Source organism: Streptococcus sp. HMSC062D07 (assembly GCF_001814215.1).
In the GTDB taxonomy this organism is placed as follows: domain Bacteria; phylum Bacillota; class Bacilli; order Lactobacillales; family Streptococcaceae; genus Streptococcus; species Streptococcus infantis_I.
In genome coordinates this window covers 120322-143451 of record NZ_KV815331.1, presented here as the reverse complement: position 1 = coordinate 143451, position 23130 = coordinate 120322, and the positions used below count along the sequence as shown (strand labels likewise).

21 protein-coding genes and 1 pseudogene are annotated in these 23130 nt (G+C 37.2%); 2 read left to right on the top strand and 20 right to left on the bottom strand.

Translation table 11 applies throughout. The features are described 5' to 3' along the window. Positions 1-287 precede the first annotated feature (287 nt). Positions 288-1382, bottom strand: coding sequence for a ferrochelatase (hemH, locus tag HMPREF2957_RS06390; protein ID WP_070678219.1), 1095 nt, complete (start codon positions 1380-1382; stop codon positions 288-290). Positions 1383-1536: 154 nt separating this feature from the next. Between hemH and pepT the strand changes: the two genes are divergently transcribed. Next, positions 1537-2760 (top strand): peptidase T, encoded by a 1224-nt coding sequence (gene pepT, locus HMPREF2957_RS06385; protein WP_070678217.1) that lies wholly within the window; start codon positions 1537-1539, stop codon positions 2758-2760. Between the two features lie 27 nt (positions 2761-2787). Here the strand turns inward: pepT and HMPREF2957_RS06380 are convergent, their stop codons facing one another. The 10 genes from HMPREF2957_RS06380 to HMPREF2957_RS06335 all read right to left on the bottom strand — a co-directional run bounded on the left by HMPREF2957_RS06380 (position 2788) and on the right by HMPREF2957_RS06335 (position 14352). Further along, positions 2788-6078 carry a pneumococcal-type histidine triad protein gene (locus HMPREF2957_RS06380; RefSeq protein ID WP_070678214.1) on the bottom strand — a complete coding sequence of 1097 codons (3291 nt, stop codon included), beginning with the start codon at positions 6076-6078 and terminating at the stop codon, positions 2788-2790. Between the two features lie 7 nt (positions 6079-6085). Continuing rightward, positions 6086-6988 (bottom strand): metal ABC transporter solute-binding protein, Zn/Mn family, encoded by a 903-nt coding sequence (locus HMPREF2957_RS06375; RefSeq protein WP_282184147.1) that lies wholly within the window; start codon positions 6986-6988, stop codon positions 6086-6088. Between the two features lie 215 nt (positions 6989-7203). Beyond that, positions 7204-8115 (bottom strand): bifunctional riboflavin kinase/FAD synthetase, encoded by a 912-nt coding sequence (locus tag HMPREF2957_RS06370; RefSeq protein ID WP_070678241.1) that lies wholly within the window; start codon positions 8113-8115, stop codon positions 7204-7206. Positions 8116-8169: 54 nt separating this feature from the next. Beyond that, positions 8170-9153 (bottom strand): dihydroorotate dehydrogenase, encoded by a 984-nt coding sequence (locus tag HMPREF2957_RS06365; protein ID WP_083312344.1) that lies wholly within the window; start codon positions 9151-9153, stop codon positions 8170-8172. Further along, the gene (locus HMPREF2957_RS06360) at positions 9116-9916 is read right to left on the bottom strand and encodes a dihydroorotate dehydrogenase electron transfer subunit (RefSeq protein ID WP_070678205.1); all 801 of its coding nucleotides are present in this window, start codon (positions 9914-9916) and stop codon (positions 9116-9118) included. The genes HMPREF2957_RS06365 and HMPREF2957_RS06360 overlap by 38 nt, the downstream gene beginning before the upstream one ends. A 249-nt stretch (positions 9917-10165) precedes the next feature. Continuing rightward, positions 10166-10855 carry a sugar phosphate nucleotidyltransferase gene (locus HMPREF2957_RS06355; RefSeq protein WP_070678203.1) on the bottom strand — a complete coding sequence of 230 codons (690 nt, stop codon included), beginning with the start codon at positions 10853-10855 and terminating at the stop codon, positions 10166-10168. Positions 10856-10867: 12 nt separating this feature from the next. Continuing rightward, positions 10868-11746, bottom strand: a complete 879-nt coding sequence (locus HMPREF2957_RS06350) for a DMT family transporter (RefSeq protein WP_070678201.1) — start codon at positions 11744-11746, stop codon at positions 10868-10870. Further along, positions 11736-12605, bottom strand: a complete 870-nt coding sequence (locus HMPREF2957_RS06345) for a phosphotransferase family protein (RefSeq protein ID WP_070678200.1) — start codon at positions 12603-12605, stop codon at positions 11736-11738. The genes HMPREF2957_RS06350 and HMPREF2957_RS06345 overlap by 11 nt, the downstream gene beginning before the upstream one ends. 12 nt (positions 12606-12617) lie before the next feature. After that, positions 12618-13640 (bottom strand): ribitol-5-phosphate dehydrogenase, encoded by a 1023-nt coding sequence (locus tag HMPREF2957_RS06340; RefSeq protein ID WP_070678198.1) that lies wholly within the window; start codon positions 13638-13640, stop codon positions 12618-12620. Positions 13641-13644: 4 nt separating this feature from the next. Further along, positions 13645-14352, bottom strand: coding sequence for an IspD/TarI family cytidylyltransferase (locus tag HMPREF2957_RS06335; protein ID WP_006149770.1), 708 nt, complete (start codon positions 14350-14352; stop codon positions 13645-13647). A 315-nt stretch (positions 14353-14667) separates the two neighbouring features. Here HMPREF2957_RS06335 and HMPREF2957_RS06330 point away from each other — a divergent pair, with 315 nt between their 5' ends. Next, the gene (locus HMPREF2957_RS06330) at positions 14668-14967 is read left to right on the top strand and encodes a YbaB/EbfC family nucleoid-associated protein (protein ID WP_006145479.1); all 300 of its coding nucleotides are present in this window, start codon (positions 14668-14670) and stop codon (positions 14965-14967) included. Positions 14968-15013: 46 nt separating this feature from the next. On the opposite strand, the gene HMPREF2957_RS06325 is transcribed toward HMPREF2957_RS06330, so the two are convergent. The 9 genes and pseudogenes from HMPREF2957_RS06325 to HMPREF2957_RS06285 form a co-directional block, all read right to left on the bottom strand. Beyond that, complete coding sequence (locus HMPREF2957_RS06325; protein ID WP_070678196.1) at positions 15014-16777, bottom strand: glycerophosphoryl diester phosphodiesterase membrane domain-containing protein; 1764 nt, start codon at positions 16775-16777, stop codon at positions 15014-15016. An 8-nt stretch (positions 16778-16785) separates the two neighbouring features. Next, positions 16786-17376, bottom strand: a complete 591-nt coding sequence (locus HMPREF2957_RS06320; protein ID WP_070678194.1) for a 3'-5' exonuclease — start codon at positions 17374-17376, stop codon at positions 16786-16788. Positions 17377-17445: 69 nt separating this feature from the next. Continuing rightward, on the bottom strand, positions 17446-17937 hold the full coding sequence (locus tag HMPREF2957_RS06315) for a DUF536 domain-containing protein (protein WP_004252719.1): 492 nt from the start codon (positions 17935-17937) through the stop codon (positions 17446-17448). A 194-nt stretch (positions 17938-18131) separates the two neighbouring features. After that, positions 18132-19010 carry a tRNA pseudouridine(55) synthase TruB gene (gene truB, locus HMPREF2957_RS06310; RefSeq protein WP_070678192.1) on the bottom strand — a complete coding sequence of 293 codons (879 nt, stop codon included), beginning with the start codon at positions 19008-19010 and terminating at the stop codon, positions 18132-18134. A 3-nt stretch (positions 19011-19013) separates the two neighbouring features. Continuing rightward, entirely contained in the window at positions 19014-19817 is an 804-nt protein-coding gene (locus tag HMPREF2957_RS06305) for an alpha/beta fold hydrolase (RefSeq protein WP_070678190.1), read from the bottom strand. Between the two features lie 31 nt (positions 19818-19848). Further along, the gene (locus tag HMPREF2957_RS06300) at positions 19849-20292 is read right to left on the bottom strand and encodes a GNAT family N-acetyltransferase (protein ID WP_070678187.1); all 444 of its coding nucleotides are present in this window, start codon (positions 20290-20292) and stop codon (positions 19849-19851) included. A 9-nt stretch (positions 20293-20301) separates the two neighbouring features. Beyond that, entirely contained in the window at positions 20302-21576 is a 1275-nt protein-coding gene (locus tag HMPREF2957_RS06295) for a DUF2130 domain-containing protein (RefSeq protein WP_070678185.1), read from the bottom strand. An 80-nt stretch (positions 21577-21656) separates the two neighbouring features. Beyond that, positions 21657-22454 carry a formate/nitrite transporter family protein gene (locus tag HMPREF2957_RS06290; protein ID WP_070678183.1) on the bottom strand — a complete coding sequence of 266 codons (798 nt, stop codon included), beginning with the start codon at positions 22452-22454 and terminating at the stop codon, positions 21657-21659. A gap of 254 nt (positions 22455-22708) precedes the next feature. Then, positions 22709-23128, bottom strand: a pseudogene (locus tag HMPREF2957_RS06285) (formate/nitrite transporter family protein); the annotation flags it as partial. Positions 23129-23130 lie beyond the last annotated feature (2 nt).

The window sequence follows — 23130 nt, the reverse complement described above, 5'->3', positions numbered from 1 at the left end:
ATAAAAACTAGGTCAAAAAAATACTAGTCACCTAAAAAGAGGTTGGGACAAAAAGATCCCGACCTCATTTTTTATTATCAATCATAATTTGACGCGGTAGCTGATTGAACTTTTTGTTCGTCTTTTAGACTCCAAAAAGCTCCTAAACATCCTCGCGGGGCTGAGACTACGAAATCAAGACTTTGTCTATTAATTTCTGTCCCACCGCCTTTTCTTTCACGTTCTAAGTTATATCCTGCCTTAGCAAATATTTGAAACAAAATTTACCAGTTCTTTTCTATTTTCACTTAGTCTTTAGGTAATTTGCCAGCTTTTTCAAGCATTTTTTTGATTAAATAAGGCATCTTGACATTTTCACGACCTTTTTTCTCAATTAATTTTTTAACAAATTCTGGCATTTGTAAGTCTTGTGATTCATCTAAAATATTCTTAGTTTCATCCGAAGGGACTAATTCATCAAAGGTTTCTTCTTCTGGGAGGAATTCTCTAAATTCTTTATGTTCATTAGCTCGGATAATATTGACCAAGGCATCAATAAATCGAGAATCTGTATTTGGCATTGGTGGACGATGGTAGTTCACCTCTAATTCCTGACACAAGTCAAGACATTCCACATCGTTGTCAAACAAGACTTCAATATGCTCACTGATAAAACTAATAGGCACAAAAATATAATGCTCTGGATGTTCTTCCTGTTCTCTAAGATACTCTAAGACATCTGGTTTAATCCAAGGAATACCAATATCACTTTCGCTCTGCCAGGTGTTGGTATATTGCTCTGGATTTAAGCCTAATTTCTCTGCAATTAACTTGCTATTTTCGAAAATCTGTTCGATATAGGGATCGCCAAAATCCAAGGCAAAAATGGGCACACTGTGGGCAGAAAAGATGACTTTAAAGCTATCCTGTTTCACCTTTTCTTTTAAAATTTTAGCAATTTCAGCTGTCCAATAGTTTAATAGTGCTTCTTCTTGATACCAGTCCTTAATAACTAAAAACTGAATTTGTTTGCTTTCCAGAAACTTTTCGTACCCCATGACAGAGTAAAAGGAATAGTGTGGCTCCAAAATCAAGCAAATACACTTTTCAATTCCATCTGCTTCCATTTGACGAATTACATCTGGAATAAAAGGGGTTGAAAATTTATTGGCAAAATAGACACTATATTCATTTCCTAACCTAGCTTCTACCAAGGCAACTTCTTCACGGGTAATTTTTTGAAGTGGAGTTCCTCCAATTCGAACATAATTATCATAAAGGGTTTGAATCTCGTGGTCTTGTGGTCGAACTCCTCGACGAATGTTGGTAAAAAAGTCGGCTACTCCCTCAAAGGTAATCTCTTCTGGTGAACCAAATGTCATCATTAAAATTGCTTTTTTCATCTCTGTATCCTTGTGATGTTTTTATCTTTTTTATTGTATCACTAAACAACTCATAAGTAAACGCTAACATAAGGCTATTATCAACTTTCCGAATTTTGTTTTTATCATCTTTCTATGATACAATGGTTTAAAAAGAAATGAATAAGGAGTTTTTATGAAATACCCTACACTACTAGAGCGTTTTTTAACGTATGTCAAAGTTAACACACGTTCTGATGAGCAGTCAACTACAACACCAAGCACTCAAAGCCAAGTAGACTTTGCGACCAATGTTCTCATCCCAGAAATGAAACGTGTCGGTTTGCAAAATGTCTATTATTTGCCAAATGGTTTTGCTATCGGTACTCTTCCAGCTAACGATCCTAGTTTTTCTCGTAAGATTGGTTTTATCTCCCACATGGATACTGCAGATTTTAATGCGGAAGGTGTGAACCCGCAAGTTATTGAAAACTACAATGGCGGAGTTATCGAGCTTGGTAATTCTGGTTTCAAGCTTGATCCGGCAGATTTCAAGAGTCTTGAAAAGTACTCTGGACAAACTTTGATTACGACTGATGGGACTACCCTTCTCGGTGCTGACGATAAATCAGGTATCGCAGAAATCATGACAGCTATCGAATACTTAACTGCTCATCCTGAGATTAAACACTGTGAAATCCGTGTCGGCTTTGGACCTGATGAAGAAATTGGGGTCGGCGCCAACAAATTTGATGCAGAAGATTTCGATGTCGACTTTGCTTATACAGTTGACGGCGGTCCTCTTGGTGAACTTCAGTACGAAACCTTCTCTGCTGCAGGTGCTGAACTCCATTTCCAAGGTCGCAATGTTCACCCAGGTACAGCTAAGGGACAAATGGTTAACGCCCTTCAGTTAGCCATTGATTTCCACAATCAACTTCCTGCTGGTGACCGACCTGAACTGACTGAGGGTTACCAAGGCTTCTACCATCTCATGGATGTGACAGGTACGGTCGAGGAAGCGCGTGCTAGCTACATCATTCGTGACTTTGAAAAAGAAACTTTCGAAGCGCGTAAGGAAGCTATGCGAGCTATTGCTGATAAGATGAACCAAGAACTGGGTAGCAATCGTGTTACTTTAACATTAACTGACCAGTACTACAACATGAAGGAAGTTATCGAAAAGGATATGACACCAGTAACCATTGCGAAAGCGGTTATGGAGGGCCTTGGTATCACACCTATCATCGAACCAATCCGTGGTGGAACAGATGGTTCTAAGATTTCCTTTATGGGAATTCCGACGCCAAATATTTTCGCTGGTGGCGAAAATATGCACGGCCGTTTTGAATACGTTAGCCTTCAAACCATGGAACGTGCAGTTGATACTATCATTGGTATCGTATCCTACAAAGACTAAAAAAGAAGTAGCTAGGCTACTTCTTTTTTAGTTTACTACTTTCTCACTTGTTTTTGGAGATGTAGCTTCAGGAGTTAAGTTTGACTCAGTTTGTTTATCATTTGATTCTTTATTGGCTGTTTCAGTACTAGCTTCAGCTGGCTTCCCTTTTGATTGGAACTCTTGATTTAACAAAACGATTTCTTGAGCGACCGTCAGCAAAGCTTGCTTGTCTTTACTTGCCGCTGCTAGTTTATCAAACAAGGCATCGACTTTTTCAAAGTCAGCATCTGAACCATTATTCAATTCCAAATAAGTATGAAGGGCAATGACTCCGTTGTATAGTTGTTGATAGAGAGCCACGACCTCTGGATCTTGTTTGGCATTTTCACGTTCATTCTGAATAGTCTGTGAAATGCGTTTCAGAAGATCTTGGACTTGTGTATTTAATTCATCAAGGTCTGCGTCTTCTTTCTCCAAAGCAACCTTCAGATTTTTCACTTCGTCAGAGAGTGAAGCTTTAACCCCCTCCTCATTGACTTGATTCACTAATTCTTCAGCTTTTGTTAGTAACTCTTCTACTTGCCCTTTTAAGACATGATTACTTTGTTCCTCAGGTTTGATATCGTCATACAAACCTTTCAAGAACTCATAAACAGCAGTTTTAGCACTATGACCATCAACTTTTTCTGTATCTAAGATTGTTTCAGAAGTCTTGCTTGCAACCGGCTCATTTTTCAGTGCTTCTTCAACTTCCAGTTTTGTTTGGTAGATTTCTGGGAAGAGTTTGTTCAAGTCGGTTGCCTTAAGGAAGGATTGGGACTGATAAAGTGTCCAAGTTAAGTTGGCAACTTTACTGCGGAGATTGTCATTTAAGCGTCCATCAGATAGATGTTGGTAGAAATACTTGATGTATTCGACTGTTGTAACACCCGTACGGTCATTAAAGTCTTGCAGAGCTTGTAACTTAGCTTCAACTGCATCTAAACCAGCTTCATCTTGCGCCAGTTTATTTTCTTGGAGCTGAGTCAAGAGATCCTTTTTAGGAAGTCCATAAGCATCTGTATCCAAGGTACTAATCTTATCTACTAAAGCTTGATATTTCTTGTCTAAAGGACTGATTTCTGTTGGTTTGACACTAGAGTCAATATGGATATACTGTTTGTCAAACAAATCCAAAGCAGCCAAATATCCTGCAGTTGAATTGGTTGATAGCTTCTTCATATTTTCAGAGAATTGCCCCAAAGCGAGTTCAATCTGTCTTTGCAGACTTGGCTTATCTTTATAAAGTTCACGACTTTCTGCGAGAAGTTGATCAACCTTATACTGTACTGCTTTTTCATCAAAAGCACCAGGTTGGTAAGCTGACTGTAATGCAGGAATTTTGTTTTTCAAAGCGACTTCATAACCTTTAGTTTGAACTTTGATGTAGTGGTTATGGTCTCCATGAGGAATGACGAAACTACCATTTTCAACTTGCAAACTATAAGGAGAGACTCCATCGCGAAGAGCGGTTGTGTAGAGTTCATTTAGGAAATCAAGCTCCGTATCACCAGTCTGAAGTGGAATACGAACGTGTTCCTTACGAACAGCGTAAGGGTGAATGTGAGTTGGGTCATAAGCCTGGTCTGGATTACCAAATACAAAGAATCCATTTGAAATTCTGATAGCCTCAAGTGGAACACCATAAGTTTTTGAGATGTAAGCTATCTTTTCTTCATCACTGGCGTCTCTTGAAAAAGCATCTACATCTTTTGCAAGTGGTTTAACAGGTTCTGTCTGCTGATGGCTATGAAGATGGTCTTGTGCAGCTTTAATCTGCTCCGCTGATAAATCTTTCTTAAAGAAATAATGGGCATGGTCTCCATGTGAAACGACAAAACCTTGGTCGTCCTCACTAATCACTCGATCTGCTGCAAATCCATGATCGTGCTCTTCCTCATGATGGTGTTCTTCTGGTTTACTACTGTGGTTATCTGGGCTAGTTTCTGATTGTTTATTTCCGTACAAGTGATCCTGCGCGGCCTTGATTTGATCAGGGGATAAATCTTTTTTAAAGAAGTAATGATTGTGATCTCCATGAGAAACGACAAATCCTTTATCATCTTCACTTATCACTCGATCTGCTGCAAAGCCATGATCGTGTTCTTCCTCATGATGGTTTCCATGGTTATCATGATGGTGTTCTTCTGGTTTATGACTGCTATGATTATCTGGGATAGTTTCTGAATGTTTATTGCCGTACAAGTGATCTTGTGCGGCCTTAATTTGATCAGGTGATAAATCTTTTTTAAAGAAGTAATGATTGTGATCGCCATGGCTCATAACAAAACCTTCTGAATCTTCACTTATAATTCTATTTGAATCAAAACCATGATCGTGTTCCTCTTCTTCATGGTGAACATGTGGTAACGGATTATTTGGTGTGGAATTAGAAGGACTTTCTAAGCTTGGAGTGTTAGATTGTGCTTGATGATTGTTAAGAGATGATTTAGGGATATAGTGATAGTGGTCCCCATGTCGTACGATATAAGCATCGCCAGTATCTCTGACAATATCATTAGGGTTAAAGACATAACCATCATCTGCTGCAGAAACACCATTATTCGGTGTCAGTGACAAGGGTTGACTGAGAGCTGAACTATTGCCAGATAAATAAGCCTTTGCGGCAGCTAATTCACCCGCTGACAGATCACTCTTAGGAATATAATGGAAGTGTCCTCCGTGGGGAACGATATAAGCATCTCCTGTATCTTCAATGATATCAGAAGCGTTAAAAACATAACCGTCATCAGTTGTATAACGTCCTTGAGCTCTAGCTGCCACAACTTCCTTAGAATCATTTTTTTGGTCAGATGTATGCTCTTGTTTTTGTTTTTCAATTTGTTCTTTGGTACGAATATTTTCAGCTTGGCTAGCATTTTTTAGGTAGACATAATATTTTCCATCAACTTTGATGATGTAACCACCTTTAATTTCGTTAATGATGTGTTCATCACGCAATTGATAACTTGGATCTTTCATGACTAGTTCTTCACTAAAAATCGCATCGAAAGGAACTTTACCATTATAGTAATGGAAATGATCTCCGTGAGAAGTTACATATCCCTGATCAGTAATTTTCACAACAATTTGTTCGGCCTCAATGCCTTCCTTTTTGCTAACTTGATCAGGAGTCAAATTTTCGTTCTTTTTAGACTCATTCTTTTTCCCATCAACATACGATACACGATTATCTTCCTTCTTCTCTGCTTCTTGGTGCTGATTTAAAACATAAGCACAAACACTAAGCGCAATAACTACTGCTGATCCAGCTAAGTATTTCTTTGTTTTATTCATAATTTCCTCATTTCAATTCTTCTGCTAGTATTGCAATATCCTCTTCTAAATTATCTAAATAAGACTTATCATTTTGTGGGTCTGCCTCTAAAGGATTGAGAGTTTTAAGACTAACACCTGTTGACTTGATAAGCGTTTCAGCTACTTTAGACGAAGCATTGCTCTCTGTAAAAATAGTTTTAACTTTATAGGTCTTAACAAATTCTTGGATTTCAGTCAGTTGTCTTGGGCTTGGTTCTTGATCAGGAGAAATACCAGCAATACCAAGTTGATTCAAGTCAAATCTCTTTGCTAAATAAGAAAAAGCAGTGTGTTGTGTCACAAACGTTCTTTGCTCCACTTTATCGAAGATAGGTTTATATTTATTTGTTAACTCATGAGCTTGATCAATAAACTTCTTCGCATTCGACTGATATATTTCTTTATTCTCACTATCTAATTCTGATAATTTATCAGCAATAATTTGTGCTTCCTCAGCTACCTTTTCAGGGTCTAACCAAGTATGGGGATCATAAAGACTTTTCTCATCCACACCTTTTCCTACTTCTATATCTTCTAAGCCAGATACTCTATCCAAGGTCATACCCTCAGATGCTTCTAGGACCTTAACCTTGGACTTTTGTAGACTTGGGTCTAAACTACCCGCCCAAGACTCTAAGGTATGAGAATGATAAACAAACACATCCGCATCGTAAATAGCTGCAATATCATTTGCTGACGGTTCATAAGAATGAATGCCTGAACTAGACTGAATCATTCTTACATCATTAAGATCACCAGAAACTGCTTTTACCATAGAATATACAGGATAAAAACTGGTAACTATTTTCATTCCATGAGATTCTTTGACATCATTTTGCTTATCTTGACTACAAGCTCCTAAAAATAAGGCAAGTACCGAAGATAGCATACCTATTAGTATTTTCTTTTTCACTAGAACTCCTTAACTAGTATTTAACCATTTAATTAACTAGTAAATATTCTACTCCTTATAATTTAAGATGTCAAGCTAGAAATTTAATTTTTCCCAAAATTTTACCAATAAAAAAAATAAATCTAAGAGTCTTAATCGACTACTTTTGAAAAACAAAAAGCTCGAACTATTATTCGAACTTTTTAATACTTTTATTTTCTTGCAGCTTTTTCATCTTCTTCGAGTTGTTTGACCAGTTGTTCAATGCCGTCAAATTTCACCATATCTCGGATACGATCTAACCAATAGACGGTCACTGTTTCGCCATAAATATCTTCATCAAAATCAAAGATATTCACTTCAAAACGCTCTTCTTCTCCATCAAAGGTTACGTTCTTACCGACACTGGCCATTCCTCGATAGAGTTTTCTCTTGATTTCGATATCAACGGTATAGACACCATCTGCCGGCATATAAGTACGATCCAAGAGCACGAGATTGGCAGTTGGATAACCAATTGTTCGACCACGAGCATTACCATGTACGACTATTCCTCTTGTAGGAAGTGGATTCCCAAGCAGCTGACCTGCTTCTTTCACATTCCCTTCAAGGATAGCTTGACGAATACGAGTAGAGCTAATCTTTCCTTTTTCATCATCTACAGGAGGTACTACAACTACTTCTCCATCAAAGATTTCTTTTAAATCTTCAGCTGATTTTCTATCAGAACCTAAACTATAGTCAAATCCAACTACAATAGTATCCGCTTTAACTTCTTTGACAAAAGTATCTACAAACTCTTGAGCTGTCATATTAGCGATACGACTTGAGAAGTCCATTAAATAAAGATTTTCGACACCAGCTCGTTTAAACTTACGTTCACGTTCTTCTGCATTCAGGATATGAAGTAAATTTTCTGGTGAATAGGGTTTTAAGGTTAATTTTGGTGATTCATGAAAGGTAATTAAAGCAACGCTTAATCTCTTCTTAGCAGCAATTTCACCAGCAATACTAAATAATTTTTGATGTCCAAGGTGGATACCATCAAAATATCCTAAAACAAGGACTGTTGGTCCTGGTGTTGCAATGTCTTTTTCAGTTTTTATAGGTATTGTTACAATCATAGTCATATTATACCAGAAAGAAGAAAGCATTCAAAATATTACGAATTTAAAAAACTATAAGTTACTTTTTACTTCTTTTCTCAATTGCTCCAGAGTTTCGATATTATATTTGTCCATGACTTTTGGTAGGTTATCAATGATATCAGGACAGGCATAAGGATTGGTAAAGTTTGCTGTACCGACTCCTATTGCTGACGCACCCGCCAAATACATTTCTATAGCGGCTTTAGCTGAATCAACTCCTCCCATACCAATGATTGGAAGATTAGTTGTTTGAGCTACTTGACGGATTAGTTTAAGAGCTACCGGAAAAACTGCAGGCCCAGACATTCCACCAGTACCATTGGCAATAATTGGTTTTCTAGTTTTGAGATCAAAGCGCATACCAACAAGGGTATTGATCATAGTGAGACCACTAGCACCTGCATCCTCTACTGCTTTTGCGATGGTCACGATATCAGTTACACTTGGTGTCAATTTAACGTAAACTGGCACATCTGATGCCCCTACGGCTGCTTTTACCACATCATAAGCTAAATCTGGGTCTTGCCCAATCAAAAGTCCGTGATTCCCATGATCGACGTTTGGACAAGAAATATTGAGCTCAATGGCTTTCACGTTAGGTGCCTTGGAAATACCACTAGAAACGGCTGCGTATTCTTGCTTTGAGAATCCAGCAACATTGGCAATGATTGGAAGATTGGGATACTCTCTTTGCAACCAAGGTAACTTTTCAGAGAGAACGGCATCTAGTCCTGGATTTTGTAGACCAATGGCATTCAGCATACCAGCAGGTGTTTCAGCCACTCGAGGAGTTGGATTACCAAAACGTGGTTCAAGGGTTGTAGCTTTAATCATGATAGAGCCCAAGAGATTCAAATCATAGTATTTGGCATACTCTTGTCCGAAACCAAAACAGCCTGAAGCAGGAATGATAGGATTCTTTAATTCTAAGCCTGGTAGAGAAACTTGTAATCGATTTGTAGTCATGACACTCTCCTTATAAAACAACAGTTCCTGTTTTAAATACAGGCCCATCTTCACACACACGTTGACTAACTGTTTCACTATCTGGCACTTTCAGGACACAAGCGTAGCAAGCCCCCATGCCACAGGCCATACGAGATTCTAGAGATAGATAAGCTCTTGGATGGTCATAGAAGGTTTGATTGATATATTTCATCATACCAGGTGCACCGCAAGAGTAGATGGCATCAAATTCTGTGTCAAATTCATTAATCACTACCGATACGTTTCCTTTAATACCATAAGATCCATCATCAGTCGTTACAAAGACCTGACTAAATCTGGATAATTCATCTTCCAAAATAACAGCATCTTTAGTAGCGAATCCTAAAACAGTTGTTATTTCAACACCACGATCATGCAGTTGTTTAGCTACTTCAAGTAAGGGCGGCACTCCGATTCCACCACCAACTATAAGAACACGATTCTTCTTGTCTAAATCAGATAAATCAAAGCCATTTCCTTGAGGTCCCATAACATCTATGCTATCACCTGTTTTTAATCTTGAAAAGATTGCTGTTCCTGCTCCTTCAACTCGATAGATAAGTCTGCATTGCTTAGACGCCTTATCTATTGATGAAATCGAAATTGGACGACGTAAGAGATGGGCATCATCAGGTACACGCAAATGAAGAAATTGGCCCGCTTTCATAGCTTCCACCATTTCTCCTTCAAGTACAAGCTCAAAGATTGCTGGCGCGATTTCCTCCTGAGATACTACTCTCATAACATCTAAGCGAATGGCACCCATTCGTTTTTTACAATTTGGATTCATAACTTTTCCTCCTTAAATTTTAAGGGGATCAGATAAAGAAAAAACCTTGCAATTGCAAGGTTTCAGTTAAGATATTCACACAAAAGTACCAAATAAGCACTTGCTTACCTGCTTCTATCGTAGTTTCTTTTCTCTGACACCTTGTGAGTCTCTCTGGACTTCCCTTAAAGGTTAAATTTTCACTAGTATACTGCATCAAGCCTAAAAAGTCAAGTAAAAATAGGTCAGGTATCAGTTCATAAAAACTGCTTATTTTTGTGAAGAGAGAATCTTCTCCAATTTTTGATAATCTTTGACACTATCAATTTCGTAGATAGAATTTTCTTCCAACTCTTCTACGTAAACATCTAATTCTTTGATATTATCTTTAACCATGTTGTCCCAATAGAGATCAACAAATTCGCCGCTTGCATAGGCTTCATCAATAAAACCAACAATCTTTTCAGCTGTTGGAGCATCCCAGAATGATACACCACTCAAGATGCGTCCATTTTTGCTATCAACAATAATATCTTGAACTTTGTAATCATCTCCGTAAACTAGGAACCACTCATTATCACAGTCCTCGCGATAAACACTGAAATAAGTAGAACGTTCGATATCATTACGGAACATATTCTTGAAAAGATAGTTATCCGCATCGATAACGTAGCTGTTAGCCAACTCTTCTTTTACCAAGTAAAGAGAGTAAAAGTTATTGTAATCAGCAAACTTATCATTAAAGACTAAACGAACACCATATTTTTCTTTAAGGTAGTCGAATTGTTCTTTCAAATAACCTACGACAATAATAATGTCATCAATTCCACGTTCTTTTAAAAATTCAATTTGATATTCAACCAAAGGTTTTTGATTGACTTTAACCAAGGCTTTGGGAGTATTTTCTGTCATGGGTCTCAAACGAGTTCCCAAGCCCGCTGCTAAGATGATCGCTTTCACGCGCTTTCTCCTTTATTCTTTAATAATAATGTAAACACCAGCCATTACGATAAGTGAAGTAATGATGGTTAGCAAATTAAGGGGTGAACCCAAGAAAATTGCTGCAAATAAAACAGTCCATACTACATAACTCACATTTAATCCAGTAGCTTTTGCTGGCTGCAATCGATTGATAGCCATATAGTAGGCGAGATAAGAGATCATATTAAATGCTGCAAAGACTATCAATAAACCAAACAATTGCCCATTTGCCACTTCTGCAAATGAGTGATGCGAGAAAAGCACAATAACAAGATAAGACAAGAAGGATGTAACTTGACGAATCAAGAGAGCTTCAATTTCGCTGAGGTCACTTTCCATAGCAAAGGAGCTCAGAACACTTTCACTTCCCCAAGCAAAAGCACAAATCAAAGCACATAGAATACCTATATAGAAAGAATTAACCTGCTCTGCTTTATAGGTCTGAGCAATAATCCCAGCAATGATTAGAAAGATACCAAAAATTGTATTTTTGGAAATCTTGTGCTTCAAAAAGAAGAAGGCAAGCAAGACTGAGACTGCCGGATAAATAGCTGAGACTGACGAAGCTAATGAACTTCCAATATACTTAACCGCATAGAGATTGGCCTGCATACCAATCGGACCGGCTAGTAAAGCTCCGATGATAACACTGACATTTCGAATGTTCAAGAAGATTGAAAAACGAACTCTGCCTTCCTTAACTAGAAGATATCCTAGCAAGATAAAAATACTTAGGAAATCGTGTGCTGCTGCTACTACGAAGGGCGATAAATCCGTGAATATTGAAAAGATATAAGCACTAATAGTTAATCCTAATCCCCAGAACACACCTGATAGTAGCCCAAAAGAAACTCCATTTTTAGTTTTCATTTAAATCTCCTTCAGACTCTAATTCTTTTACTGCTCTATTGTAACGAGAGATTCCGTAATCTCCGAAATCTGCACCATTTTCTTCTTTGTAAATAGTCCAAAGACTCCAAATGATATCTTGCAAGATTTTGTAAATACGAATTTTCTCCCTTGAAACTGGAGTCTTGTCACTCTCGTAATGACTTAAAAAGTCTTCTTCTTCTGCACTTGTAAATTCAGATTCTAGGAAGAGGGCTGCCAAATCCCACATAGGATCATTCATAGAAGAATATTCCCAATCAATTAGATAAAGATGTCCGTCTGGACCTTCAATAAAGTTTTCTGGAACCAAATCAATATGACATGATTTCTTGTCAATTCCAATTTGTTCAAGCTCTTCTTTCAGAGAAAATACAGCCTTTCTGACAGCTTCATAATTAGGATAAGAAATCTCCCCTTGAATCAATGATTCATATTTTTTAATTTCCTCAAAAGGAGCAAACTCTCCTTTCAATTCTTTACCAGAAGCATGAATCGTTTGTAAAATTGGAGCTATCTTTTCAAATTTAGTTTTAATGGTATTAAAATTAAGTGTCTCAGCATTTTCGATGTACTGATTAACCTTGATACCTGCTTCGATATCAAAAAGATAATTTTCTACATCTAATTTTAAATCTTTCAACAACTCAAGATTGTACTTTTCATTCTGGCGGTCGATTAATTTATCAGTACCTTTACCAAAAAACTTAACGATGTACTGGTTTGAGGTTGTTTTAACCAAATAGTTTTGATTGGTCATCCCCCCCAATTGTTCAACGCTCTGAATTTCTTCGTCAGCTGACAATAAGGAAGCAATCTTTGCTTTAACGATTTCCTTCACAATAATCCTCCATTATACTTCCCACTTAAAGACTGTCTTAAATGCGGTATTTAAGTCAGTTGCAAAAACTCGGTGAATATCTTTAATTTCTCTGACTGGTTCTTCTAGATAAATGATATTCTTCAAACGATTGGCAAATTTTTTAATTTCCATCATTTGGATAGCATTTTCAAAGTCAATTCTTCCTGAACGTGAAGAGCCGACTAGTAACAAGCCTTTTTCCAATGAATCCCGAGTGTTGATGTTGACCTTATACTCACTAACACCCATCATCAAAATGGTCCCTTGTGGTTTGATGTAACGGATCAAGTCATTAATAGCAGGTCCGCATCCATCACCACCACAGCATTCAAAACCATGGTCAAAACTAAGATCCTCTGGGATACTATCAGTGATGTAAAGCTCTTTAGCAAAAGAGAAGAGTTCCAACTTTTCCCAGTGACGACCAATTACGATAATTTCAGCTTCAGGCAAGGTATAGTTGATAATATTTGCCATGACAAAGGCTAGACTACCATCACCAATGACAGCTATTCTCTGTCTTCTGCTATGAGAAACTGTCAAAAAACGATTCATGGCATGCATACCAACACTGACAAATTCAGTGATAGCAGCTACCGTATCTTCGATGTCAGCATAAGCTACTACACGATCTTTTGGAAGAGAAACAAACTCACGCATGAATCCATCATAACCACTTGACAAGAAGTAGGTACCTGTCATGTAGTTTTCATAGAACTCCTCGTCACTTTGCATAGGTGGTTGATTTGGAATCATAACAACCTTCTGACCAACCTTATAGGTACCTGTTGGATCAGAAATAACAGTTCCACAAGACTCATGAATCATAGCCATTGGAAGCTTTTTAGATAATATTTTGGGATCACGCTTTCCTTGGTAATAGCGTTGATCCGCATGACAAACCGCCATATAATTTGGTCGAATGAGGATATGATTCTCTTGGTCAATCTCTTCTTCCTGATATTTAATATTGATAAATTTTGGTTTTGTCAGTTGATAAATTTGATTAATCATGTCTCTAGTCTTTCTCAATCATGCTTTTAGCAATCTTCAAGTCTGTAACTGTTGTAATTTTAAGGTTTGAGTATTCACCTTTAGCCAAGGCCACATCTTTACCCTTAATGACAAAGATTTTACATGCATCTGTTAAAATTTCTTTTTCTTCTGCTGATAATGAACCATACAAATCAATAAAGTCTTTACAACGGAATGTTTGTGGAGTCTGTCCTTGGTAAAGATGAGCACGATTTGGAATATCTGTAATAAACTGACCATTTGTGCTTTCAACAATTGTATCCACCGCTTCAACCACAGTGTCAACCGCATCATGTTTTTGAGCAAGAGCGATATTGTCTTGAATCATACGAAGAGTGATAAAGGGACGAACCGAATCATGTGTTACTACGATATCATCTTCTGTTAGTGGACGGTAAGCATCGATGGCTTCAATAATCTTTTCAATACTAGAATTACGATCAGCCCCACCTTTTGTAATGATGATACGTTCCTTGTGGAGTGGAAGGAATTTTTCAACTAAATCTTCTGCATGTGTCACCCAGTCGCCATGAACCCCAACAACGATTTTTTCAATACTTGGTTCTAAGACGAATTTTTCAATTGTATGAATTAGAATTGGGCGATCTCCCAACTCAAGAAATTGTTTGGGTAAGTTACTAATTCCCATGCGCGTGCCGGTTCCACCTGCTAAAATTCCAGCATAAATCATATTGATTCTCCTTTGGTTTGTACTAAAAACTCATTCTTTCCTATTATATCATAATCTAGCACTATCTTAAAATAAATACTAGGTCCCTCTAGCTAGAAACTAGTATCAAAATCACGTTTTTGGCAAAATTGAGTTCTAATCTGTCATTTCTAGCTCTCGATTAATATAGAGTTCTTCAGAATAATATAGAAAGCTTAAAGAAACCTTAAACCATTGGTTGATATATATAGCTATCCTGAAATTTTAATTAGACTTTTCCAATTAAAATTGTTAAAATAAAATGGAAAATAAAAGAAAAGGAAGCTACAAACCACCATGATGAATATGCAAAACATGATGCGCCAAGCTCAAAAACTTCAAAAACAAATGGAACAAAGTCAAGCTGAGCTTGCTGCTACTGAATTTGTTGGAACTTCTGCTCAAAATCTGGTAACTGCAACATTAACTGGTGATAAAAAAGTCGTTAAAATTGATTTTGATCCAGCAGTCGTAGATCCAGAAGATATTGAGACACTATCTGATATGACTGTCCAAGCACTCAATGCTGCTCTCGAGCAAATTGACGAAACTACTAAGAAGAAACTTGGTGCATTCGCAGGTAAATTACCATTTTAATTAGATTATCAAAAAGAGGCTGGTACACAGCCTCTTTTAATTTATGTTAAAAAGCAAATAATTCAGTTGCTTTATTTAGCAATAAGTCACTATATTCAGGATCTTCCTGAGCAGTTTCTAGTTCTTCTTTTATTTTTTCCAAGTCATCCGTAATCATTCCGTCAACACCTAGGTGAAAAGACTTATTAAAAGATTCGGAACTATTGATTGTCCATACATAGAGTTTTTGCTCAGTATTCCATAGTTTCGTGACAAAATATTCATCCAAAGTAGAGTACTCCATTGTGTAGCCTGTCGCAACCGTTCTAGGAAAAACAGAATTATAGGGAAGAATAAAGTAAACAGGAATATCCTTGTCATACTGAGTTACTTTCTCAACAACATGGTAATCCAAGGATTGCATTTGATGACCATAAACCTTAATTTTTGCAGCATACTTTTCGAGAAAATGATCCATCATTTGCGGACTATCTTTGTGGCTAGTCTTGATTTCAATAAGTAGTTTCTGATGCAATTCATTTGCGCGATTCAGGTAATCATCAAAACTCGAAATCTTTGTCTCATAACCATTCTCGTGTATATCAATCTCTTGTAACTCTTCTAAGGTTAAATCCTGTGGCGTTTTATTGATTCCTGCTAAACTTCTAAGATTGGCATCATGCATCATGACAAACTGACCATCCTTGGTTTCCTGGACATCCATCTCAATTAAATCCGGTTTTAATTGAGCAGTTTTTTCCAAGGATTGGATTGTATTCTGTACTCCATTGCCATTTGATACACCACGATGGGAAATTACAAGTGGCGGATTGACTACAGGTGCTTCCAAATAAGCATAACCTTCAATTGCAAAGAAAGTACTTGCACAGACCATCACACCCCATCTCATGATATGATCTTTCTCTCGTCTTGGCATAATGTCAAGTTCTTCTCCTGTTAGAAAAGAAGAGAATTTAACAAGGAAATAGGTTAATGCCATATAGTGAAAATTCTTGATGAGAACAAAGTTAATAATAGCAAGAACTAGGGATTCTTTCTGTGTTATGCTATCTACTATAAACTGAATTGATAATATAGGGATGAGAGGTAGGTAAAAGAATAGGTTTGTCTTTACAATAATTAAGAATAAATGCCAGGCATAAAACCAAAAGTTATTCTTGGTTTTTTCAAGACTATAAAGAACGGAGTCCTTAACTGACATCTTTTCGTAAAAGACTTTTGGTAATGCGAACATCAACCGAACCGAAACATAGAAGAATAAAAGTGATAAGCTAATAATAGCTACCCACCACATCCAATATTTATCTTCCATGTAAGTTTGGATAAACTCCGGAATTACGATTTTATTGAAATAATAAATCTTAAATATCTTTCTGATAAACGGAAATAGCATTGCTACAAAAAGAAAGATAAATAATGCTTTAGAAATAGTCAACTTCTTCATAAAAGCAAGGCTTTCACGGAATACTTTTCGACTATATTCTATGAGAGTTCTTTTTTCATGATAAAGGAGATGACGGGCTCCAATAAAGAGAATACTGAGTTGAAAATAGGCTACCAGCAGATTGATGGCTATTAAGATTACAAATCCAAGACTGACTATAGGTGCGTTTTTTATAATCTCAAAAATATTGTTGTAGGAAATAAACAAATATCCAGTCTGACTTAGTAAAAATCCAGCTATCACTGAGTTTAATGGCAACCATATATAGTCAACCAACATAAAGATCAGAAAGAATAGAAAGAGGATTTTATCTAGATTTAGGTAAATCTTTTTAAAACCCAATTTTTTCGGTTTTTCAGGTTTCATAAAAACTCCTAATCAAAAAGCTGTGATAGATCTAAGGCACCAAATGGATTCGAATTGAGACTACTCTGAGAATCGAGTAACAGTCTACTCTCATCCGACTCCAGAAAAGCTTCATAAACTTGCGCAGTCATGCGAGCGTCTTCTAAACTATTATGAGATTGCCCTTTAAATCCTAGAAAGCTAGCCACAGTTTGCAATTTTAGATTAGCGATTCCGTGTAGATCAGAACTACGACGTTCAAAAGCCTCATCATAAAGATCGACTTTATATTGATCACGATAGTCAAACCCATGTTCTAGTAAAATCGGTAAATCACTCTTTGCAGCATTGTATCCAACAAGGGGCAAGTTACCAACGAAATCTTGAAACTTTTGGAGAACTTCTTCTACCTTTGGAGCATCTTTGAGAGTCTCCGAAGTAATACCAGTCAAACCATTGATAAAACTTTTCAAAGGAACATCAGTGTAGACATAAGAGTCAAACGCTCCTACTTCTTCACCGTCTTTAAAATGTACCGCTGATACTTGAATCAAATGAGTCTTATCCTGGTGTTTATTGAATTCTAAATCAAATGAGATATATTCTCGTAATGTTTCCATTTTATCAATCCTTATTGATTTGTAAAAAGAAACCACCTGGTCTAGTCCTAGAAACCAAGCAGTTTTTTCTTATTTGCCAAATAAGCGAGCAAAGAAGCCTTTCTTCGATGCTTGTACTTCTTGCTTAGCTTGATCCAACTCCAACTGAAGTGTTTCTTGATCCTTCATAGCTTGAAGAGTTAACTGTTGTTGTTGGTCCAATTGCTTATCTTTTTCAGCGATTTGGCGGTCTTTTACACGCATCTGTTCATCTTTTTCAGCCAGTTGCTTATCTTTAGCTTTCAATTGCTCATAAAGACGAATGATTTCAGCATTCTTTTCATCAACAAGAATTTCCATGAGTTCTCGTTGCTTAACTTCATCACTAACAGGTTCATCTTCAAAGATAGTCTTTTTGTAGATTTCTTCAAGTTTGATCAATCCACTGCGAGTAACAACAGTAACACCCTTGTCGTTTTTTGTAATATCTTCTTCTGGTAATTCTTTGACACGATTATTGATTGCTTGTCGGGATAGTCCCAAGACCTCAGCAATCTCACTGACAGTCATTTCAATACTCATAATATCCTCTATTTTTCTCTAGCTTTTCTTAAATTAAATCTTATCATAAGTAAGCAAAACTGTCAAATAACACTGTATTTTCAATGGTTTTTTAAGACATAAAATGTAAAAACTATTTATTGGCTAATATTTTAAAAAGATGAGAGCATCTCATCTTTAGACTAGTAGATAAAAATCGTTTATTCAGTATAATTTTAAGAGAAAACCTTTCTTGGTTTGTAGAGATGATCACGTTTCTCCATAATAGCAAGTAACTTCTCACCTTCGAAAGCGGCAACTTCCTTCTCGCTACACTCTAACTCAATAAAACGACCATAACGGACTTCATCTGCCTGCTCAGGAGTCAAGTTTACTTTTACTAAATCCCCTGTCCCAATCTCTAGAGGATGAAGAAAATCTAGTTTTCCAGCCTCTACTTTTTGGGCAATTTCTTCTAAGGTCAAGGAATCTTCTAACTGTAAACCAGCTGCACTAGTTCGTGTAAGATGAGACATGTTAGCTGCATAACCAAGCTTCTCTCCCAAGTCAACCGATAAGGTACGGATATAAGTTCCCTTGCTACATTTTACTCGGAAGGTAAAACGCGCAAGTTTATCCTCGTAGGAAATGGGACTGGTTCTTTCAAAACTATAAATGGTCACCTGACGTTCTGGACGCTCGACTTCCTGACCAGCACGCGCATACTCATAGAGCTTGCGACCATTTACCTTGACAGCTGAGTACATTGGTGGGATTTGAGTGATAGGACCAGTCAAACTCGCAATCGCTTCATCAACAAGCTTTTCATCCAGTGGAGACAAAACAGGAGTTTCAGAAACTATTTCTCCACTAGCATCCTCGGTCGTTGTAGAATATCCCAGAGTGATTTCCCCCTCGTAGACCTTCCCCTCATCCTGCATGAACTCTACCATGCGAGTCGCTTTCCCTACAGCAATGGGTAAAACGCCCGCAACATCCGGATCCAAGGTACCACCATGGCCAATCTTCTTGGTTCCTAAAATCTTACGTAATTTAAAAACCGCATCATGCGAGGTCATGCCTGCTTCTTTCTTTAAGTTGATAATACCGTTCATTTATTAACTTTCTAAAAATACTAAAACTCTCTTTTGGAAATCCTTATTCTGTTCATAGAGTGCATGCCCACACTCTGGCAAAATGGTGAGCTGATTATCTTTGATATGCTGATGCAATTCAAGCGAATCATCTACGCCAAGAACATCATCTTTTTCTGCTCCAATGATTAACGTAGGACAGTTGATTTTTTCCAAAAAATCTAGACTATCATGTTTCAGACAAGATACAGACTGAATATCAATTCGTTGTTTATCTTTAATATGACCAAAGATTCCCATGACATTATAAAGCAACCGCCACTTTTGATAGCTCTTTTGCATGTAGGAGTGCTTTGCAATATCCAGCATGAGATGCTTAAAATTTCCAGATTGACTGAGGTTTTGCCAATGCTCAATTCGTTCTCTAGCAAGTTGAGTAGGCTTTGCTGTTGTCACTGTTAGGATGAGTCTTTTAACCCTTTCTGGAAAATCCACAGCTAACCATTGAGCAATCATTCCACCTTGTGAAATCCCCATGACATAGGCGGTATCTAGGTTTAGTGTCTCCATTGCTTCTGCTACATCTGCTGCCATATCCCGTGTCGTATATCCCTGCCTCAACTCATTGATTCTAGAAAAAACATAAATTTTGTAACGTTCGGCAAGTACACGGTATGTGATTGAAAAAGGCATAGCCATACCTTTAACCGTCTGTAGTCCATCACCCAATCCTGGTATGATAACGAGATGCTTCTTTCCTTTACCAAAGGTCACATAATCCATGCTCTTATCGTTAAAATATAAGGTTTTCCCTTTTGTTGAAGACATGACTTCGTTCCCTCTACTATTTTATCATAATCTATTTATGTGGAGTTTTTAAATGCAAGGCAAAGCCGGCAGTCACTTTTTCAAATCCAACTGCCTGATAAAAATGATGTGCAGCATTTCGTTCAGCGGTTAATCCACTATTTAAAGCCAGTGCCTCAACTCCTTCTTTTATCGCTTGTTTTTTCAATTCATCGATTAGCCTACTAGCAATTCCTTGCCGTCTTGTTTCTTTTGCAACTGACAAAGCTAAAATACGATAGTAAGATCCATCTGCTTCAAAAAAGAAGAGCTTTGCATAACCTAAAAAACCTAAAATTTCTCCGTTTTTTTCAGCTAGAAGACAGCCATAATGTGGTTGAGAAAGAATCATTTCTAAACGTCGAGACAGCTTAGAAGCGGTCGTTGGATAGCCCAAGTCTTCGTATAAAGACAGTAGGGCCTCAGCATCTTTCATGGTTGCTTTTCGTATCTGCATAGGATCCTCCTATTCTCCCCTTAGTGCTTCAAATTTCGCTTTCATAGTTGGATTCTTCCGAGTCAATTTTTTTACAGAAACATCATCCAACTTATTGTTTGCGAGGCGGAGTTGATTTTCTGAAGTGGTCAAGAATTTCTTGATCTCTTCCATGCGTTTGATGGCCTTGTCGATTTCGTCAATAGCCTTACCGAAGTTGACAGATGCTGAATTGTAGTTTTTAGCAAAGGCAACCTTGAAGGCGTCTAGGTCTTCTTCAAAGTGGGTGATGTCAATATTTTGCTCACGGATAAGTGCTAGTTCTTGCTTGTATTTAAGAGAGTTAAGAGCCGCATTACGTAAGAGACCAATCAACTGGATAAAGAACTGAGGACGAACGACGTACATCTTCTCATACTCGTGGCTAACATCCACAATCCCTGTGTTGAAGTAGTCATTATCAGCTTCAAGCATAGTCACTAATACGGCATACTCACAGTTCTTTTCTCGACGATCCTTGTCCAACTCCTTGTAGAAATCGGCATTCTTATGCTTTTTCTCAGTTCCGTCAGCTTCATTTTTCATCTCAAACATGATGGAAATGAATTCTAGCCCATTTTCATCAAAATCACGGAAGATAAAGTCTCCTTTAGACCCACGAGCAGAAACCTTGTTGTCCTTTTCGAAATAAGCGTTTGGAAAGGCAAAGCTACGGACCTTGTTAAACTCACTTTCCGCATACTGCTCCAGACTTTCCCCAATGGCCTTGGTTGATTGTTGAGCCTTGAAATTCTTGTAAAACTCAACCTGCTCATTTGCTGCCTTAAGTTGGGCTTCATAGTTTTGCTTAACTGAAGTCAGAGAAAGCTCGTTTTCTTTTTCTTGTAAAAGGAGCTGATTTTTGACCTGGTCTCTTTCTTTCTCTAGATCAGACAGTGTCTTTTGCAGTTGATTCTCATGCTCCAAGCGTAAGGTAGCCAGCTGATTCTCCAGTGCTTGAACTTCTTTTTCTTTCTCTAGCAGACTTTGACTAGCACTTTGCTCTACTTCCTTTTTGGCTAATTCTTTTTCGATATCAAAGTTCTGAATTTGACTTTGAAGCTGGGCAATTTTTTGGTCTTTTTGCGCTAGTTTTGTCTGCTGTTCATTCATGGCTTTTTGCTCAGCCAAGGCCAGCTCTTGCTTCATGCGTTCATGCAATTCCTTATCAAACTCTACAGTTCGAACTTGAGAAATCAGCTCTGCATATTGGCTTTCATTAACTGTAAAAACTTCCCCACAATTTGGACATTTAATTTCGTTCATGATTTTCCTCTGTATTTAACATTACTACATTCATTATAGCATGGAAAAACAAAAAGAAAAAGTTGGAATCAATCCAACTTTTAGTCTACGTATGTATCTTCGTTCTTGTTTAAGAAGGCATAAGGCAATCCAATCAGTAGACCACCGCCGATAAAGTTACCAATAAAGGTTACACCCCAGTGACGAAGAATATTTCCAATACCGAAGTTCGCGATTGAATCAGCAGCAACACTGAACTTCACAATAGCAAAGGATGCAAAGTTTGCGGCGATGTGCTCATTTGTTAAGAATACAAACATGTAAATGGCTGATAGAACCAACCAAAGTTTTGCGCCACCATCCTTAACTAAAACAAATGAAAGAATGGCGATGTTTACAAAGATATTCGCTAGAATACCTTCAAGTAAAACTAGTTCATTAGAGCGTCCCAACTTCATTTCTACAACTCCAGAAATAAAGCTATCATGTGTTAGATTAGCGTAAGCTGCTGAATGAGCAAATCCCCAACCAGCGATAAGGGCACCGATTATGTTAAAGAAAGTACAATATAGAAGAATTTCAGCTGTTTTTCTCCAGCTAATTTTTTTCAAAAAGCTACCAGCTGTCAAGAACATCATGTTAGATGTTACCAATTCAGCATTTAAGAAGACAATGTAGGCCAATCCCCAAGCGAAAACAAATGGGAAAAGGAAGCGTCCGCTACCAGGAGCGATTTTATTGATCAAGTCAGCACCAACAGCTCCAGCAGCTGTACTGAAGGTAAGGAAAGCACCTGCAAACATTGAACGAATTGCATATTTGAATTTACTTTGACTGTAAAGACTTTCCTTTTTCTTACAAGCAAATTCTATTTTTGAAATAAATTCTGATGAGACCATATAAACTCCTAAAACTTTTATTTGTGAATATTATAACATAAGATCGAAATTATGGGAAGGCTTTCCTAAATCAATCACTAATATTTTTTAAAATTATCGGAATCGTTTACACTCTTGTAGTTTTAAGGTTTTAGACTTCTAATATCACTGAAAACAATTCCTGAACTTCTAGAACTATTTATTATAATTAATATATTTTTAACTAAAATAAAAGAGAGAAACCTAGCATTTCTCCCCACTTCAATTGATAATTTTTAGTCTACATAAGTCTCTTCATTTTTATTTAAAAAGGCATATGGTAATCCAATCAAGAAACCACCACCTATTAAGTTAGCAACAAAGGTGACACCCCAATGACGGAGAATATTTGCGATTTCGAAATGCTGAACTTCATTAGAAACAATGCTAAATTTAACAATACTAAATGACGCAAAATTTGCAGCAATGTGCTCGTTTGATAAAAATACAAACATAGAAATTGCTGACAATATAATCCAAAGTTTTGCAGACGCATCTTTGACTAAGATTGAAGACAAAATAGCGATATTAACAAACACGTTGGCAAGAATACCTTCAAGTAAAACCAATTCACTTGGACGAGCTAACTTCTTAGCTACAAGTTTTGGTAAAAAACTATCCTGGGTCAGATGTGAAAATGCTGAAGAAGTGGAATAAA

Coding starts and splice junctions, on each gene's coding strand:
- hemH (WP_070678219.1), bottom strand. CDS start 1,382: ATGAAAAAAGCAATTTTAATGATGACATTTGGTTCACCAGAAGAGATT.
- pepT (WP_070678217.1), top strand. CDS start 1,537: ATGAAATACCCTACACTACTAGAGCGTTTTTTAACGTATGTCAAAGTT.
- HMPREF2957_RS06380 (WP_070678214.1), bottom strand. CDS start 6,078: ATGAATAAAACAAAGAAATACTTAGCTGGATCAGCAGTAGTTATTGCG.
- HMPREF2957_RS06375 (WP_282184147.1), bottom strand. CDS start 6,988: ATGCTATCTTCGGTACTTGCCTTATTTTTAGGAGCTTGTAGTCAAGAT.
- HMPREF2957_RS06370 (WP_070678241.1), bottom strand. CDS start 8,115: ATGATTGTAACAATACCTATAAAAACTGAAAAAGACATTGCAACACCA.
- HMPREF2957_RS06365 (WP_083312344.1), bottom strand. CDS start 9,153: ATGGGCCTGTATTTAAAACAGGAACTGTTGTTTTATAAGGAGAGTGTC.
- HMPREF2957_RS06360 (WP_070678205.1), bottom strand. CDS start 9,916: ATGAATCCAAATTGTAAAAAACGAATGGGTGCCATTCGCTTAGATGTT.
- HMPREF2957_RS06350 (WP_070678201.1), bottom strand. CDS start 11,746: ATGAAAACTAAAAATGGAGTTTCTTTTGGGCTACTATCAGGTGTGTTC.
- HMPREF2957_RS06340 (WP_070678198.1), bottom strand. CDS start 13,640: ATGATTAATCAAATTTATCAACTGACAAAACCAAAATTTATCAATATT.
- HMPREF2957_RS06335 (WP_006149770.1), bottom strand. CDS start 14,352: ATGATTTATGCTGGAATTTTAGCAGGTGGAACCGGCACGCGCATGGGA.
- HMPREF2957_RS06330 (WP_006145479.1), top strand. CDS start 14,668: ATGATGAATATGCAAAACATGATGCGCCAAGCTCAAAAACTTCAAAAA.
- HMPREF2957_RS06325 (WP_070678196.1), bottom strand. CDS start 16,777: ATGAAACCTGAAAAACCGAAAAAATTGGGTTTTAAAAAGATTTACCTA.
- HMPREF2957_RS06320 (WP_070678194.1), bottom strand. CDS start 17,376: ATGGAAACATTACGAGAATATATCTCATTTGATTTAGAATTCAATAAA.
- HMPREF2957_RS06315 (WP_004252719.1), bottom strand. CDS start 17,937: ATGAGTATTGAAATGACTGTCAGTGAGATTGCTGAGGTCTTGGGACTA.
- truB (WP_070678192.1), bottom strand. CDS start 19,010: ATGAACGGTATTATCAACTTAAAGAAAGAAGCAGGCATGACCTCGCAT.
- HMPREF2957_RS06305 (WP_070678190.1), bottom strand. CDS start 19,817: ATGTCTTCAACAAAAGGGAAAACCTTATATTTTAACGATAAGAGCATG.
- HMPREF2957_RS06300 (WP_070678187.1), bottom strand. CDS start 20,292: ATGCAGATACGAAAAGCAACCATGAAAGATGCTGAGGCCCTACTGTCT.
- HMPREF2957_RS06295 (WP_070678185.1), bottom strand. CDS start 21,576: ATGAACGAAATTAAATGTCCAAATTGTGGGGAAGTTTTTACAGTTAAT.
- HMPREF2957_RS06290 (WP_070678183.1), bottom strand. CDS start 22,454: ATGGTCTCATCAGAATTTATTTCAAAAATAGAATTTGCTTGTAAGAAA.